Source organism: Aequorivita sp. H23M31 (assembly GCF_004022485.1).
Lineage (GTDB): Bacteria > Bacteroidota > Bacteroidia > Flavobacteriales > Flavobacteriaceae > Aequorivita > Aequorivita ciconiae.
This window is the reverse complement of record NZ_CP034951.1, coordinates 618,309-634,905: the sequence shown is the minus strand read 5'-3', so window position 1 is coordinate 634,905 and position 16,597 is coordinate 618,309. Positions and strand designations below refer to the sequence as shown.

The window sequence follows — 16,597 nt, the reverse complement described above, 5'->3', positions numbered from 1 at the left end:
CACAGCTATGTTCGAACCTGATGAATTTATCTTTACCAAGGTCGCCCACTTTCTAAAACGAAGAAAAAAAAGTGCACGTGAAGCCATCGCCCACACGGTGAAATTGGCCGAAATAAAACCGCGTCTCACCTTGGTGGCGAGGGCAGTGACAGGTCATCCTATTGAGATTTTTGAAGCGGAACGGGAAGGCGGTTATAAAAACAATAACTTCTTTTTACCCGAACGGTTTTCAGAATTCGGTTCTTCGGAAGAAAACCTTTATTTCTATCTTTTTAGAACGCTTTATCTTTCACTTCAAAGAAATTTTAATCTTAATTATGAGTTGGGAGATGAGCATACTTTAGAGGAAGCTCGAGAAATTGCTATCGAAAATTCTGAAAAAGTCCTAACGGAAGTATTTCGTCAATTCCCTGGAACGGAACGGATTCACAACGAACTTCGAAGTCATTATGAAGCGAAATCTTTAGAAAAGAATCCGCCTGATTATTCTTTTATTTATGGGAAATGGATGGAAAATTCCCCTGAAGTTCCTAAAAAGAAAGTGCTTCAGAATATTTCCGAAAAAGTGAAGTCTGCCATTGAGGATGAAATAAATACCATCTTAAAAGCGAACGCTGTTGAAGAAATAAAATCCCTAACAATTGATAAAAAGGCGCAAGAGGATTATGTGATGAACCACTTTTTTGAAAAGGCCGAAGCTGCCGAAGAGTGGGAGGGCGGTTGGCGGGATTTTGATGGCGAGGACGAATTGAACGACCACGCAAATGCTCTGGAAGACCTCAATATGAAATACACCGTTCGTGTGGATGACCCCACACATTCCATTTACCAAGCGGAATTCATCGAAAACACGACAATTTCAGAAAGTGCCGAAATAGAAAGCAAGGATGCTTTTCTTTCATACGATGAATGGGATTATTCCAAACGTGCCTATAAACCTGATTTCTGTAAGCTTTTCCCTAAATCGGAAATAAATATGGATTCCGATTATTATAAAAACACGCTTCGGGAACACGCTTCTACGTTAATGGGATTGCGGAAAATGCTCACTTCGGTCAATAACAAATACCGTCAGCAACGCCGACAAATACAAGGAGAAGAGTTCGACCTCGATGCCTTGACCGATTTATATGTGGACGTTCACAGCGGACATACACCTTCGGAAAATATTTATCTCTCCAACAGAAAAAAGGAAAAAGATCTTTCCATTTTAATGCTTTTGGACAGCAGTCTTTCCAGCGATGGCTATGCCGATGGAAACAGAGTAATTGATGTAGAAAAACAAGTTTCCATAATTTTCGGTGAGATTTTAGAAGAATTCAACGTAGATTTTTCCATTGCCGGATTTTTCTCTAAAACCCGGAATCACAGCACCTATCTTGCTTTAAAAAGGTTTGATGAACCGTGGCAAAAGGCCAAGAATAAAGTCGGAACCTTGGAGCCTAGTGGCTACACCCGCATCGGAACTGCTTTACGACATTCAGGAGCACTTTTGGACAAAAGAGACACCAAAAATAAATGGGTCATCCTTATCTCAGATGGAAAACCGAATGATTATGATAAATATGAAGGCAAATACGGAATAAACGACGTAAAACAAGCTCTTCGTGAATTGAACCAGCGGCAGATAAATTCCTATGCTTTGGCAATCGAAGGTCAAGCGAAATATTATTTGCCCCAAATGTTTGGGCAAAATCATTTTCAAATCTTGACTACTCCTGTGGAACTGCTTCAATCCTTGGTAAAACTGTACGACAAAATAAAACACCAAAGCTAGTATGGAAAATACGCTAAAAATAGATTACAAGAATGTGTTTTATCCACCCGGAGGAATTCTTATGTGGATTATCATCTACTTAGAACTGGTGACTTTCGGAATCGCATTGGTATTTATGGCGCTTAGTGCCAAAGCCGAACCAGAAGTTTTCCACGAATCGAGATTATTGTTGAATACAGCCTATGGAGCAATTAATACTGTTTTCCTATTAAGCAGTGGATGGTGTATGGCGCAATCCGTGCATTTTTTAAAGAAGAGAGATTTCAGTAAAAGCAAACTGTTTTTAAATCTTACCATTCTTGGTGGATTTTTATTCCTCGGGTTAAAGGGAATAGAATATTACGATAAAATGGAAGCTGGTTTGACCATTGGCTACAACACTTTCTTTAGCTACTATTGGATGCTCACGCTTTTCCACGTTATTCACGTTATCGTTGGAATCGGAATTTTGTTTGTCTCTGGCAGAGCTCTAAGAAAAGCTCCTGAAACCATAGAAATCCAAAACTATGAATCCAGTGCGGCCTTTTGGCATATGTGCGATTTGATTTGGCTGTTGCTTTTTCCCATAATTTATTTATTGTATTGAAAAGGAACCAAGACCGTCCCGAAATGGGCCTGCTGGAACCAAGAATCAAGACTGGAGCTGCTTACACTTAAAAAATTTAATAATCGATAGGAAATGTTGAGAACTTTAAAGGAACGAAAACGAATTAAAATTTAATTATGGAAAGAACTTTTAATATTACTTGGTTTCTCTTAATTGGTTTGACCCTAATCACCGCAATTTTTTCCAGTTTGGAAATGAGATATGTTGCTATTATCATTTTAGGCTTGGCTCTTTTAAAATTTATCGGTGTGGCTTTCTTTTTTATGGAACTCAAAAAAGCTAATGTCTTTTGGAGAATATTGCTGGTGGGATTTTTGCTTTTGTTGCTAACAACGGTGTGGGCTATATAATCTAACCTTTGTGCCCCTGTGCCCCCGGTTTGGAAATTAAGAACCACATAGGCACAGAGATCACAGAGCTAATCTTATCCCTGAAAGTTTGAACTTTCATAAAATTGGTAGGCAAATCTTTGCGCCCTTTGCGCCTCAGCGGTGTAACTAATTAACCGCAAAGACGCGGAGTTTGCAGAGAAATTAATTTTTACTGTCAGAGCATTTTAGTTTATCTCTATGTAAAAAAATTACTTCAATATTTATTTACAGCAGAAAATATGTAGAATCTCTTTTTAATCAGTTGAATTAGGTATTATCCTGGAATGGTCGTAAACTTGTTTTTGAGATTTGAAACTATAACCTAATCCAAGAAAGCTATGTACGAATATGAATTTGTAAAATTGAAATTATCCGGAATGTTCATCACAAAACCGAAGGAAGATTATCAAGAAATAATAAAGTCCTATGCCAAAAAGGGTTGGAGATTTAAACAGATATTCGCGCCGGCTACTTCGGGATATGGCGCAGCAAGTTATTTTGAGCTGATTTTTGAAAGGAAAATCGGAGAGTGAGGATAGGTAAAGTGGTCAGCCTTTGCGATCTTGATGGGAATCTTCTCTTCTATTTTTATATTCGAATTCTTCCTAAGGTTACTTGGATCAGTGAATGTCCAGGTTCACAAATTCAGATTTCATTTCTTCCGCCAAAGAGATTATTTAGTAAATCTATTCCTGCCTTTTGAATATTAAATGCGTCTTTCCCTGATAAAAATCAAAGCTGTTTTCATTCAGATCAAAAACTATTTTAATATCGGCCATTTCATATTTAAAAGTGTTGTTTTCATAACTGTCCAACGGAAATGCGCTTTGTCCTTCACTCTGACCCATAAGAATGTTTTCTTTGATAAAAATATGGATAGTGAGCGGCATTTCTGAATTGATATACGTGCCCGTATATTTTTGTAATTCGTCAGGATTGAGCGTAGTTGGGAATAATCCATCCGAAAATAAAGGCTCGTTGTATAATATTTTTCTAATTTCCTTTAAAGGCATAGTGGTCAAATCTCCCATATTATTCTGTAAGATAATGATGGTTTTTTTGTTGTCGAGATGCCGTTCGATAAAGGTGTAATATCCGGCCCAACCTCTGGAATGGTTGACCACTTTACCATACTTTTCGGAGTTTCCCACTGCCCAGCCGAATCCATAATTGCTCTCTTTTCCATCTGGTGTTTTTACGGAACTGAAAATTATTTGCTTGTCTTTGTTGTCCACAAGTTCATTTCCATAAAGCGCTCTATCCCATTTCAACAGATCATTCGTTGTAGAGTTTACCATTCCGTCACCCACAATTCCATCGAGATAGTAAGAGAGATAATTTTTTCCCATACTGTCAGGATTAATTTTATCACCTAAACTGTCGATCATATATCCTTTCGCATAATTTTCGATTTTCTTCGGTTCGAAACGACTTCGGTACACAAAAGTATTTTGCATATCCAAGGGAGTAAAAATGTTGTCTTTTAGAAATTCCCCGAATGATTGACCGGATACTCTTTCAATTATCAATGCCAATAAAGCATAACCTGTATTGCTGTATTCAAATTTTTCTCCAGGAGAAAATTCCACGCTGGGTTTATATTTTGCTAGTTCTTCTACGATATCCTTATTGGTTGCAAATTTTGTTTTATCCCATTTTTCATCAAAAAGTTCCATATAGTCCGGCAATCCCGAAGTGTGGGTCAATAGTTGCCTAATGGTAATATTACCATAAGAATTCAGTTCGGGAATAAACTTGGAAATTAGATCATCGTATCGCAACTTTCCTTGTTTTTCCAACAGCACAATCCCCATTGCTGTAAATTGTTTGGATACAGATGCCAATTCGAAAATGGAGTTTTCATCCAGTTTCTGTCCCGTTTCCTCATTTGCAATTTCATAGCTTTTTTGAAAAACAACGTTTCCCTTTTCGGCAATAAGCACATTCCCATTAAACATTTTTTTGTTATAAAGCGCGCTAAAAAGACTGTCCAGCTGCTTTTCGGGGACTTGCTGTCCGAAAGATATTTGGAAAATCAGAGCAAATACATAAAATATCACAGCTTTTTTCATAATGATCTAATTGAGTAAAAAGTGTTCTAATTTATAAAAAATGCGCTTTCAATTCTCCGCATTATTTTTCTCTTATTTACCTCTTAAGCTGATGCTTTAGGTTGTATGTTGAAATGGTTCACTTGTTGAGCCTGCGTTCTGAAAAATTTTGATCTACAGCGTCAGGGAGATAAAAGGCATATAAAGAAAACCCAAAAATCTAATTCATCTTCATAATCCATTGTCCCCTCGAGCGGTTCTGCTGAGCGAAGTCGAAGTGCAGTCGAGAGGTCCTTTGTGCGATTCGGTTTATAATGTTGGAACCCATAGGTCTCGACTGCGCTCGACCTGACATACATTGTCTCCTCGAGCGCAGTCGAGAGGTCCTTTGTGCAATCCAATTTATGTTGACTCATCATTGGTCTCTCCCGATAGATATCGGAAGCGCTCGACCTGACATTAACGTGTTCCATTTGAAATGGCATTATTCTGTCCCCTCGAGCGCAGTCGAGAGGTCCTTTGTGCAATCCAATTTATGTTGACTCATCATTGGTCTCTCCCGATAGATATCGGGAGCGCTCGACCTGACATTAACGTGTTCCATTTGAAATGGCATTATTCTGTCCCCTCGAGCGCAGTCGAGAGGTTTTGGGTGCGATCCGGTTTATGTTGGATCATCATTGGTCTCTCCCGATAGATCCTAGATTCCGCATGTCTACTTTAAAGCATGTTATTTTAAGGTTTATAAAATAGAAATGTTCCTGTTTCTTATTTGAGTTACGTTACTCAAACTTCATTTCATTTTTGAGATCTGATTTTTTGTATTTTCGGGGTAAAGGTGAGTCATTTTGATCAATTGGGGCAATATCTACCTGGGTCGAATTTTTCTCGGCCTTTCCAAATCTCCATTTATCCCTTTTGCTTTCTTGGCATCCCTAAGTATGGTAATCTTTGGATGAGTAAATCCTTAACTTTAGCTGTCTGCCCTGTTTGACCCACTTAGCGGGCAACGTGATAAATCTAAAAATGAATTTTTTCATCCTGAAATTGGGTTTTAAAAACCTGTTCCTTTCAGAAAAATACCGAATGACCTTGTTGTATAGGTTCCTGAATATTGCTGTAAAATACAGGAACACAAGATTTTTGTTCAGGGATGAAAAGGGCATGTTGTTCCAGCCAAAATCGTTTTTAAGGATATCGAACTGGCGCTCCATATTTCCCCTTTGATTATAGAAAGCCGCAACGCTCTTGGTGTCTTGGTCAAAGTCGTTTGTCAGTATAGCCCTGTACTCATAGGCGTCATGGGTGAACAGGTCTATCTGCCCGTCCTTTTTCGGTTTTCTTTTTACGACCAGCCTGTATTTTTGGACCAGTTTTTTTGTTCCCGCATATTTTTTAAAGGGTATGATATCTATTGACCCTACTTCAAGAGGGCCCTCTTTATCTTCCATTTTTTCCCAATTGGCAACTCGTGAAAAATGTTTCTCGACATAACTGTTCCGGCATCCTATATAAAAATACCCCACCTTGTTCTGCAGCAAAGAAATGACATCGAATTGGTACGATGCCGCGTCAGCTCTGAAGTAATCTATTTTCTTTATCTTTTTGGACTCCAATAGATCAAATACCCTTTCGAGGGTATCTGCCTGAAAAGACTTTGCATCGGAGTTCCCGTTTCTGTTCTCAATATAGAGGATATGCTCTTCGTTTATCGTACATACGCCCGGCTGATACCCATACCCTTTTTTGTAGGTCATCTTGCTGTCCTGTTTTTCATTGAAAACGATCGTGTTGTCGTAATCGATGGTAAGCTTGCCGGATTTAAAAACCCCCAGTTTTTTAAGGATATCTATATTGAGGCCTTCCAGCCTTGAGTTTGTGCAGTATTGGTGTGCCACAACGCCTCTCTTGGTCTGACAGGTCTGGGTCTGTTCGGCAAGCTGGGACAATCTCCTCAAAACAGTGTCGGGGCTTGCCAGCTTTACAAAGGGATTGTTTGCAAAATGTGTTCTCAAATGGCTCTGTAGGTCTTCGACACAGCCCCCTCCACAGAGATAAACTGATTTTAGTGAATAGAAAATATCCTTCCAGGAATATTTGCTCTGATTGGGCATGGGAGGCAGGGCCTCATTGCAAATTTGGTCGACATTCATCCTGTTCAGGTAGTCAAAAACAAAATTTGCTCCTCCGAAAGCGGATATCGGATCTGATTTTATTATCTTCACATCTGTAGTATTAGGCAACACTAATTTAAGTGAATATTACACAGCTGCAAAGCTTTATCCAATAAGGTTTTGCAGCATTTTTCTTTGAAGTCTTGCGGATATTAGGAGATATCGGGAGCGCTCGACCTGACATTAACGTGTTCCATTTGAAATGGCATTATTCTGTCCCCTCGAGCGCAGTCGAGAGGTCCTTTGTGCAATCCAATTTATGTTGACTCATCATTGGTCTCTCCCGATAGATATCGGAAGCGCTCGACCTGACATACACTGTCCCCTCGAGCGGTTCTGCTGAGCGAAGTCGAAGTGCAGTCGAGAGGTTTGGGTGCGATCCGATTTACAATGTTGGAAACCATAGGTCTCGACTGCGCTCGACCTGACATACATTGTCTCCTCGAGCGCAGTCGAGAGGTCTATGGTGCGATCCGATTTACAATGTTGGAAACTATAGGTCTCGACTGCGCTCGACCTGACATTGATTTGTCCCCTCGAGTGCAGTCGAGAGGTCTTTGGTGCGATCCGGTTTATAATGTTGGTAACCATAGGTCTCGACTGCGCTCGACCAGACATCAATCTGTTCCTCTCGACCTGACATTAACCTGTCTCCTCGAGCGGTTCTGCTGAGCGAAGTCGAAGTGCAGTCGAGAGGTTTGGGTGCGATCCGATTTACAATGTTGGAAACCATAGGTCTCGACTGCGCTCGACCTGACATACATTGTCCCCTCGAGCGGTAATGCTAAGCGAAGTCGAAGTGCAGTCGAGAGGTTTTTGGTGCGATCCGATTTACAATGTTGGAACCCATAGGTCTCGACTGCGCTCGACCTGACATTGACTTGTCCCCTCGAGCGGTTCTGCTGAGCGAAGTCGAAGTGCAGTCGAGAGGTTTTTGGTGCGATCCGATTTACAATGTTGGAACCCATAGGTCTCTCCCGATAGATATCGGGAGCGCTCGACCTGACATAGGTTCTAATTACAACTTTATCTTCCTCTTCATCTTCATCTTCTTTCGATTTTGATTTCGATTTTGATTTCGTTTTCAATTCCGTTTCCCTATTTTTAGAATTCCAATAAAATCCCATCAAATGACCTATAATCCCGACGTGCACCGTCAATTTTCAGACTTTTTTGAAAATAAAACCCTCAGTCCTTTTCTTTATCTGCTTTCCAAACGTTTTAGCGATGGACATATCTGTTTGGATTTAAATGAAATCAATCCCAAAGAACTTAAAGAAGGCGATTTTAAAAATGCGGATTTAAACGCTTTGAAAAATGTTGATTTGGTTGGAACGGAAGAAGATTATCAACCGTTTATCCTCTGGAAAAACAAGCTCTATATGCAGCGGTATTTTCATTATGAAACTACCGTTTACCAAAGAATTTTAGAGCTGATTCAAAATGAAAAGGGCAAACAGTCAGAAATTGAAAGTAAATTAAAATCTTTAAATGGAGATATCGCCACTCTTTTTCCACCCGACACACTTGAGAAACCTGATTGGCAAATGGTCGCCGCACTTTCTGCGGTTTTTAACCAATTCAATATTATCACTGGCGGCCCGGGAACGGGAAAGACAACGACGGTTGCGAAAATACTTGTTCTATTACTTCGCCTTGATTCAAATTTAAAAGTCGCTCTCGCTGCACCCACTGGAAAAGCTGCGGCACGAATGGCGGAATCCTTAAAGGAAACCGCTCAAAAAGACACAATGAATATTAATGCGGATACAAAAGAAGTTTTTAAAAACCTGGAACCATCAACCATCCACCGACTTTTGGGCGCTAGACCAAATCAAATTTATTTTAAACACAATAAGGACAACACCATTCCTCACGACCTAATCATTGTGGACGAGTCCTCAATGATTGACGTGGCGTTGTTTTCGAAATTGATGGATGCCATTAAACCATCTGCAAAAGTGATTTTCTTGGGAGATAAGGACCAATTGGCATCTGTGGAAGCAGGAAGTTTATTTGGGGATTTGTGTACGGCTCAGGGAAAATTGAATTTTTTTAGTCCAGAGCGGGCTCAGTTTATCAATTCTCTAATGCCTGATGGGAAAACGCCTTTATCCGAAGGAAATATCCAAGAAAACAATCATCCCTTATTTCAACATATCATCGAACTTCAGCATAGCTACCGTTTCGCCGCGGGAGGAAATATTGGGGTATTTAGTCGTGCTATTATCGATAATGACGTTTCTTCAATTGAAAGTTTCTTTGATAATCACGCTCCTGATATTGCTTTGGATTTCGATTATGACGATAAAATTCTAACAACATTTGCCAAAGGCTATCACGATTATATTCAAGAATCCGATACCAAACTTGCCCTTCAAAAACTAAATCAGCTTCGGGTGCTTTGCGCTACGCGGGAAGGGGAGCAGGGTGTTTATAAAACCAACCAAAATATCGAAAGGTATTTGCAAAGTAAAAATCTGATTTCCATAACGGGTACTTTCTATGAACACCGCCCAGTGATGGTTACAGGAAATAATTATGAACTTGGACTTTTTAACGGTGATATCGGAATTGTAAGAAAAGATGAAACGGGGAAACTTCGCGTATATTTTGAGGATGCCGATGGAAATCTAAGAGGAATCCAACCCGCTTTTGTCACTGCTTCAGAAACGGTTTTTGCAATGACCATCCATAAAAGCCAAGGCTCTGAGTTTGATGACGTTCTTGTTCGGCTACCCGATTATGGAGAAAACGCCATCCTCACCCGCGAACTCCTTTACACCGCAGTTACACGTGCCAAGAAAAACGTCATTCTTCAAGGAAATAAGGAAGTAATCTTGGAAACCTGTCAACGTCGCGTAAAACGGGGTTCCGGAATTGCTGAAAGATTCGAAGCTTAATCAATAAAAAAGACACAAGAAAAATGCCCATCCAACTCGGAATTTCAAATTCTTTAAAAAGTCTCGTTGACCAGCTCTCGGAACAGCTCGGCAAACAGACTTCGGTTTTTCAGCCCGTATATATTGTCACCCAGACGGCGGGAATGAATATTTGGCTAAAACAGCAACTGGCACAAAAGCTGGGGATTGCCGCCAATATCCAATTCCTAAAACCGAATGACGCCATTCATCTTCTATTTAAAAAACTGTCCGGAAAATATTTGTTCCAATCCATATCCGCCCACGATTTAAATTGGTTGATTTTCGATATTCTGAATGAACCTGAATTTACAAATCGCTTTCAAAAGATTGCTGAATATTACAATCAGGATGGTTTGGAAGGAGAGATAAAACGAATGGCCTTGGCGGAGAAAATAGCCGATCTTTTTGACCAATATCAAGTCTATCGCGCTCACGAAATGGACCGATGGAATGAAGGTGAAAATTGGGAAAGTTTAAGAGGCGTCCGTGATGAAAATGACGAAGCGTGGCAAAAATATATTTGGAATCGCGCGCGTGAAATCGCCCAGGATAAGTTTTCTGATAAAACCTATATTGGAAAACACATTCTTCAAGAATTGGAAAATCCAGAGTCGGTGGAAAAACTTCAACAAGAAGTGCCCGCCCTTTACTTTTTCGGCTTAAGTCTTATCACCGAATATCACCTTCAGATAATTTATAAGGTTTCTGAATATATAAAAGTGACTTTTCTTTTTCAGAATCCTGCACCGTGGAAGTATTGGTATGAGGACCGTTCGGAAAAGATTGTGGATTTCCTAAAGCATATCGGCAAATACGAATCTTACGAAGAAGCCGAAGGAAATCCGCTGCTCACCAGTTGGGGCCGACTGACCCAGAACACTTTTAAAATGTTTTTCAAGGATGATGACACGCTGAATGCACTTGAGGATTTTGGGGTAAAGGAACCTGCAACAGATTCACTTCTGCATCAAGTACAAAACAGTGTATTTAACAATCAAAAAGATGAAATCCACTTTTCTCCCGAACAGATTTCCGATGGTACCATCACCTTAAATTCCTGTTACAGTCCCACCCGCGAAGTGGAAGTGCTGTACAATTATTTGGTGCACCTTATCGACCAGGAAAATGAAAATCTTTCTGCGCGGGATATCATCGTGATGGTTTCGGATATTGACCTGTACGGGTCGTATATCAAGGCCGTTTTTGACAATGCACCTTACAAATTTCCCTATACCATCGCCGATGAAAGCTATGTGGTTTCCGACACCATTTCAAACGCCCTGCATTCAATTTTGTCGTTAGGCGAAGGTCAGTTTACTTCCGAAAAAGTTATTAGTATTTTGGATTTTAGCGCCATTAGAAGACGGTTTCAGATAGAAGATTTGGACAGCATTCGGCGCGCGGTGGATGCGGCTAATATCCGTTTCGGGTTTAGTGGAAATCGCGAGGACGACACCGACTATGTAAGTTGGGAATATGGATTGAACCGAATTATGTTCGGCCTATGTATGCACGGCGGTGAGGAATATGGCGAAGGGGAAAGCAGTTTTTATCCCATAGATATCGTGGAAGGTTTCGATATGTTCAATATCGTCCGTTTTGTACATTTTGTGCGCGTGCTCAAACAAAATATTAAGAGTAGAGCCCAGTCCCGCAATATAACGAAATGGGTGCAATATGTGGAGGAAACGCTTTTCACCTTTATTGGCGAAATTGATGAAAACCCTGATGAAGATTATATTCTACTTCAAAACCAGCTGGAACAGTACAACCGATTGGACAGTTTTTATGAAAAAAATGTAGATTATGAAGTCTTTAAATACAACTTCCTGCCCACGCTGGCCAATGCACGACAGAGCAGCAATTTCGCTTCCTATGGAATTACTTTCTGCTCGCTGATTCCGATGCGAAGTATTCCGTTTAAAGTGGTGGCGCTGTTGGGAATGGATTTGGATAAGTTCCCACGGCAAAACCGACCGGTGAGTTTTGATTTGATTGAAAAGAAAAAACAGACCGGCGACAGGGATATCAAGGAAAACGACAAACAGTTGTTCTTGGATACATTGCTTTCTGCCGAAAAATATTTTTATCTCAGTTATGTGGGCCAAAGTTCCAAGAATAACGAGCCTATTCCACCTTCTGCATTGGTGGATGAATTGGTGGATTTTATCGCCACCCGTTCCGAAAATGCTGATGCCGTTAGGGACAATTTTATTCAAAAGCATCCCTTGCACGGGTTTAGCAAGAAGTATAATACCAGGGAAAATCCGGAACTGTATTCTTATTTGCTGAACAATATTTCAGGAGAAGCCAAACCTCTTGGAGAGAAGAAGGAGCAGGAGTTTGATTTTGATGAAATTGAACTTTCACGCCTAATTTCCTTTCTTCGAAATCCTCCAAAAGGTTATTATCAAAGAGTATTGAATTGCTATTACGACGATGATGAAGTAGGGCTGGAGGAAGTGGAAAAATTCAATTTGAATCATTTAGAAAAATGGTTTTTCAAGGATATGTATATCAGCGATATCCAAGAAATTTCCGATGCTTTTATTGATAAGCAACGAAAGTTGGGAAATCTGCCCTTAAAAAATATGGGGACCATCGAAATAGAGAAAGTTATTGAAGAAATGCGCACTGCCCGTGATGCATTCAGAGGTTGTTGTGGTGATGAGGAAGAGCAATCTTTGGATATAAATCTTCTGATAAATGATTCAGTCTTAACTGGAAAAATCCACGGTTCCTTCGGTGAAAATCTGGTGAGATATTCTGTCTCCTCAAAATCTGATGATCGAAAATTGGCTGCATTTATTGAGCATCTCGCACTTGCTGCCCACGGTGAGAGCAGAACCCTTCATTTTGTGGATAAAACGGGAGCAATCCATCGGGCTACTCCATTAAGCCAAGGTGAAGCTAAGGAGATTCTTTCCAATTTAATGTCTTTTTATACTACCGGACATAAGGAATTGTTGCCCTTCCATTTTGATTTTGTTCCAAAGAACACAAAAAACCTCAAGGAATTTTATGAATCTAAATTGGATTCCTATCTCATCGTAGACGACTTCAATAACAGATTTCCCGATATCTATGTCCAAAAAGCCATTCGTGCGGGGGAGTTTGCCAAGGAAGGAAGGTTTGAGCGCTATGAAGAATTGCTGGAGCTTTTTACGGATATCATTAATAACAGATTTGAGAAACTTTAAAATATGAGTACTCCTAAAAATTTTGACGTTACCCAAGTTCCTTTGGATAATAAAAACCTGATTGAAGCCAGCGCAGGAACGGGGAAAACCTATTCGGTGGCCATTATGGTGCTGCGATTGATTTTGGAAAAAGAAATCCGAATCAACCAGATCTTGATGGTGACATTTACCAAAGCTGCTGTTGCCGAACTGGAAGAACGCATTCGAAGATTTGTCCGACTTGCTCAGCGATATGCCCACAAGGAAGCGATTGGTGATGATTCCATTAAAAAGATAGTGGATTCCGTTGCCCAAGAGAAAGGAATGGAATTCGTTCAGGATAAATTAAAATCAGCGGTCATAAACCTTGATGAAACCGCTGTACTGACCATTCATAGTTTCTGCCAACAAACATTGACGGAATTTGCTTTTGAAACCAATCAGCTTTTTAACGCTGAAATGCTTTCGGATTTAAATCCCGTTTTGGAGGAAGCTACCCAAAAGTTTTGGCGTGAGAATATCACGGGAATGGATAAAAATCTGCTTAGCAATATGCTGAATCACGGTCTGTCCATTGCATCGATTATGGACGTGGTAAAAAATCATATGGATGGGAAATTATTTTATTTATTCGATAGCGATAAAAATTACGACCTTATAGAAAATGAGGAAAAGGTATTGGAAGAACTGGAGGCCGCTTCGAATATCTTAGAACATTCAAAGGATATCCTTTTATCCAATATTGAAGATGAAAGGGAGGAATTAAAACGAATCTGTGAGGGACACGGAAGCGCAAAAAAGACATATCTTTCTTTGATTAATGATTCAGCCAGCTTTTGCAAACAACTTAAAAAACATTTAAAGGATGGTACTGATTACCCAAAGAAAATTTTTCCAGAAATAGTAAGACTCCAAGAAATTGTCAATGAATCCGAAGAAATAGTTAATAACATTGCCGTCAATTCGCTACAAAATCTTTATAAATTCGCCCTTCAAAAAATAATTCCTGACGTAGAGCGCAAGAAAACACAATTCAACCAGATGACGTTTGATGACGTTATTACCAAATTATATTTTGCGTTAAACCGAGAAAATACAAACCAGGCAAAACAAAAGTTGCAGCAGGATTTAATTCGGCAGCTGCAGTGGAAATACAAAGCAGTGTTTATCGATGAATTCCAGGATACGGATGCCTTGCAATACGCCATCTTTCAAAAGGCTTTTGAGAACAACACTATTCTCTTTTTTATTGGCGATCCCAAACAGTCTATTTACGCCTGGCGGAAAGCTGATATAGAAACTTATTTTGAAGCCAGACGGAATGTGGATCGCCAATATTCGATGCAGACCAATTATCGCTCCTCCAAAAATCTGGTAGATGCCTTGAACCATTTCTTTTTACCAGAGGTGGGATTCGATACTTTTTATTATGAAACGGATTCTGAAAATGGAGAAGAATCGGCCATTGAATATATCCCTGTAAGCACTCCCAAAGGTTCGACAAAAGGAGAAATGCATTATGGTGGAGAAGCGGTCGTTCCGGTAAGTGTTTATACGGATCAAAATAAAGGAAACATTCGCGTACAAGTTGTCAAGCAGATTTCAGATTTATTAAACAATCCTGAATACACTATAAAAGGACGCCGAATCAAACCATCGGATATTGGTATTTTGGTACGCTCCAATGCCGAGGCTAACGATATTAAAGCGTCGTTGTCACGAGTGAATATTCCTGCTGTAACCGTTACCGATTCCAAGGTGGTGCAATCTTTGGAAGCCCACGAAATGGTTTATATATTGGATGCTATCCTTAATCATTCGCGCGCAAAAGTGAATCGCGTTTTGACCACTTCCTTTATAAATTGGACCCCAGATGAAATCCTCCGTTTGGATGAAGACGTCATCATCGAACGTTTCAGGAATTATCTTTTAAAATGGCAACAAAGTGGGATTTACGCTGCGTTGACCGATTTTATCCACGGTTTTCAGATTCAGCAAAATCTACTTTCGGCACATACCGAAAATGGGGAGCGAATCATCACTAATTTATATCATTTGATGGAAGTGCTTTACCGCACGGAAAACAGGCAGCATTTTGGGCCGGCAGAACTTTTGGACTGGTTGAAAATAAATCGAAATAAGCCTGAAAGCAGCGATGATGAAATGATACAACGTGTGGAATCTGATGAAGATGCGGTCCGCATAGTTACCATTCACTCAAGTAAGGGACTTGAATACAATATTGTTATTGCTCCCAGTCTGGATTTTGCTCCACGTTCGAAAGCGCAGGATAAAGATAAAATAATTGGCATCCGCAATGCGGACGGTCAATATATCAGCATAAAGCGAAGCGAGGCTGATGATGAAATGGAACGTTTATATAATGTTCAAAGCGAACAGGAAAATCGCAGGCTATTATATGTAGCCCTGACCCGAGCAGTTTATAAATGTTTTGTTTATCGCAATACACATTATAAATCCTCTTCTTTAAAAACCTTTTTGGATGCCATTAACTTGGAAGAAAGCCAAGGTCTTATAGAAGAAATTCCCGCATTGGAAAATACGCCCAAGGCTTACCGACCTGAAAAGGAAAGCGAGCAATTCCCATTGAAGGCAAAAAATTTCCAATTGGCCCATAGGAATTGGACGCGTACCAGTTACAGTAGTCTCGCTGCCGATATGGAATATATAAAACGGGAGAATTACACGCTTAAGGAAGATGAATATGACGATTTTGTATTTCGGGAATTGACCAAGGGCGCCAAGACCGGAAACTTTATCCACCACATTTTTGAAACTATCGACTTTGCCGATTCCGAAAGATGGGAATTCGCCATTGAACGAGCCATCGGCAGATTTGTTCCCGATAAAAAAGAAGCCTACCCCGAAAAAATTGAAACCTTCTTAAAACAAGTATTGCAAACTGAAATCACAGCTGGAAAAGAAAAATTCAAACTTTCAGACATTCCCCATACTGAACTTTTACACGAAATGGAATTCGATTTCCCGATGGAACTGTTTTCCATAAAATCTTTGGAAAAATTAATCGAAAACGGCGTAACCGTCAAAAACCCGGAAGACTTTCCCCAGCAGATTGAGGGAATAATGACCGGGTTTGTCGATCTGTTCTTTAGGCACAATGGCAAATTCTATGTCTTGGACTGGAAGACTAATTATTTAGGCCCCAGTTTGGAAGATTACAATCAAGAAGCTGTTTCACAAGCGATGACGGACAATAATTATCATCTTCAATATTTAATTTATTCTTATGCTGTAAAACTTTATCTGGAGCACCGTTTGGGTGATTCTTTTGATTATGAGCGGGATTTTGGAGGGGCTATTTACCTTTTTGTGAGAGGAATGCGAAATGGCCAGAACACAGGAATCTATTTTTCAAAGCCATCAGTAGAGCAGATGGGGCTGATGAAAGAGGCGTTTGGAAGTTGAAATCGAAACTTGTCCGCCGGAGGAGGATCGAAATCGAAATTGAATATGAAAAGTTCTTTTGGGAAAT

At 40.0% G+C, this 16,597-nt stretch carries 9 protein-coding genes; 7 read left to right on the top strand and 2 right to left on the bottom strand.

What is annotated here, in order from left to right; all coding sequences use genetic code 11:
• Positions 1-7: 7 nt before the first annotated feature.
• The 4 genes from EI546_RS02860 to EI546_RS02845 all read left to right on the top strand — a co-directional run bounded on the left by EI546_RS02860 (position 8) and on the right by EI546_RS02845 (position 3,288).
• A complete protein-coding gene (locus tag EI546_RS02860; protein WP_128249128.1) occupies positions 8-1,777 on the top strand; it encodes a nitric oxide reductase activation protein NorD in 1,770 nt (589 codons plus the stop codon).
• A 1-nt stretch (position 1,778) separates the two neighbouring features.
• Positions 1,779-2,363: a cytochrome c oxidase subunit 3 gene (locus EI546_RS02855; protein ID WP_128249127.1), complete on the top strand. Its 585-nt coding sequence runs from the start codon at positions 1,779-1,781 to the stop codon at positions 2,361-2,363.
• Between the two features lie 137 nt (positions 2,364-2,500).
• Positions 2,501-2,734 carry a cytochrome C oxidase subunit IV family protein gene (locus EI546_RS02850; RefSeq protein WP_128249126.1) on the top strand — a complete coding sequence of 78 codons (234 nt, stop codon included), beginning with the start codon at positions 2,501-2,503 and terminating at the stop codon, positions 2,732-2,734.
• 359 nt (positions 2,735-3,093) lie between these two features.
• Positions 3,094-3,288, top strand: a complete 195-nt coding sequence (locus tag EI546_RS02845; protein WP_128249125.1) for a DUF4177 domain-containing protein — start codon at positions 3,094-3,096, stop codon at positions 3,286-3,288.
• 153 nt (positions 3,289-3,441) lie between these two features.
• On the opposite strand, the gene EI546_RS02840 is transcribed toward EI546_RS02845, so the two are convergent.
• Both EI546_RS02840 and EI546_RS02835 read right to left on the bottom strand, forming a co-directional pair.
• Positions 3,442-4,827 (bottom strand): serine hydrolase domain-containing protein, encoded by a 1,386-nt coding sequence (locus EI546_RS02840; RefSeq protein ID WP_128249124.1) that lies wholly within the window; start codon positions 4,825-4,827, stop codon positions 3,442-3,444.
• Between the two features lie 914 nt (positions 4,828-5,741).
• A complete protein-coding gene (locus EI546_RS02835) occupies positions 5,742-7,031 on the bottom strand; it encodes an IS1380 family transposase (protein ID WP_164905152.1) in 1,290 nt (429 codons plus the stop codon).
• Between the two features lie 1,079 nt (positions 7,032-8,110).
• Here EI546_RS02835 and recD point away from each other — a divergent pair.
• Genes recD through recB form a run of 3 tightly spaced genes read left to right on the top strand, consistent with a single transcriptional unit; the run spans position 8,111 to position 16,530 of the window.
• Positions 8,111-9,883 carry an exodeoxyribonuclease V subunit alpha gene (gene recD / locus EI546_RS02830; protein ID WP_128249122.1) on the top strand — a complete coding sequence of 591 codons (1,773 nt, stop codon included), beginning with the start codon at positions 8,111-8,113 and terminating at the stop codon, positions 9,881-9,883.
• 23 nt (positions 9,884-9,906) lie between these two features.
• Complete coding sequence (gene recC, locus EI546_RS02825) at positions 9,907-13,104, top strand: exodeoxyribonuclease V subunit gamma (RefSeq protein WP_128249121.1); 3,198 nt, start codon at positions 9,907-9,909, stop codon at positions 13,102-13,104.
• 3 nt (positions 13,105-13,107) lie between these two features.
• Complete coding sequence (gene recB, locus EI546_RS02820) at positions 13,108-16,530, top strand: exodeoxyribonuclease V subunit beta (RefSeq protein ID WP_128249120.1); 3,423 nt, start codon at positions 13,108-13,110, stop codon at positions 16,528-16,530.
• Positions 16,531-16,597: the final 67 nt, after the last annotated feature.

Bases quoted from the DNA above. Each gene is read 5' to 3' on its own strand.
- EI546_RS02840 (WP_128249124.1), bottom strand. From the start codon at position 4,827: ATGAAAAAAGCTGTGATATTTTATGTATTTGCTCTGATTTTCCAAATA.
- recB (WP_128249120.1), top strand. From the start codon at position 13,108: ATGAGTACTCCTAAAAATTTTGACGTTACCCAAGTTCCTTTGGATAAT.
- EI546_RS02855 (WP_128249127.1), top strand. From the start codon at position 1,779: ATGGAAAATACGCTAAAAATAGATTACAAGAATGTGTTTTATCCACCC.
- recC (WP_128249121.1), top strand. From the start codon at position 9,907: ATGCCCATCCAACTCGGAATTTCAAATTCTTTAAAAAGTCTCGTTGAC.
- EI546_RS02850 (WP_128249126.1), top strand. From the start codon at position 2,501: ATGGAAAGAACTTTTAATATTACTTGGTTTCTCTTAATTGGTTTGACC.
- recD (WP_128249122.1), top strand. From the start codon at position 8,111: ATGACCTATAATCCCGACGTGCACCGTCAATTTTCAGACTTTTTTGAA.
- EI546_RS02860 (WP_128249128.1), top strand. From the start codon at position 8: ATGTTCGAACCTGATGAATTTATCTTTACCAAGGTCGCCCACTTTCTA.
- EI546_RS02845 (WP_128249125.1), top strand. From the start codon at position 3,094: ATGTACGAATATGAATTTGTAAAATTGAAATTATCCGGAATGTTCATC.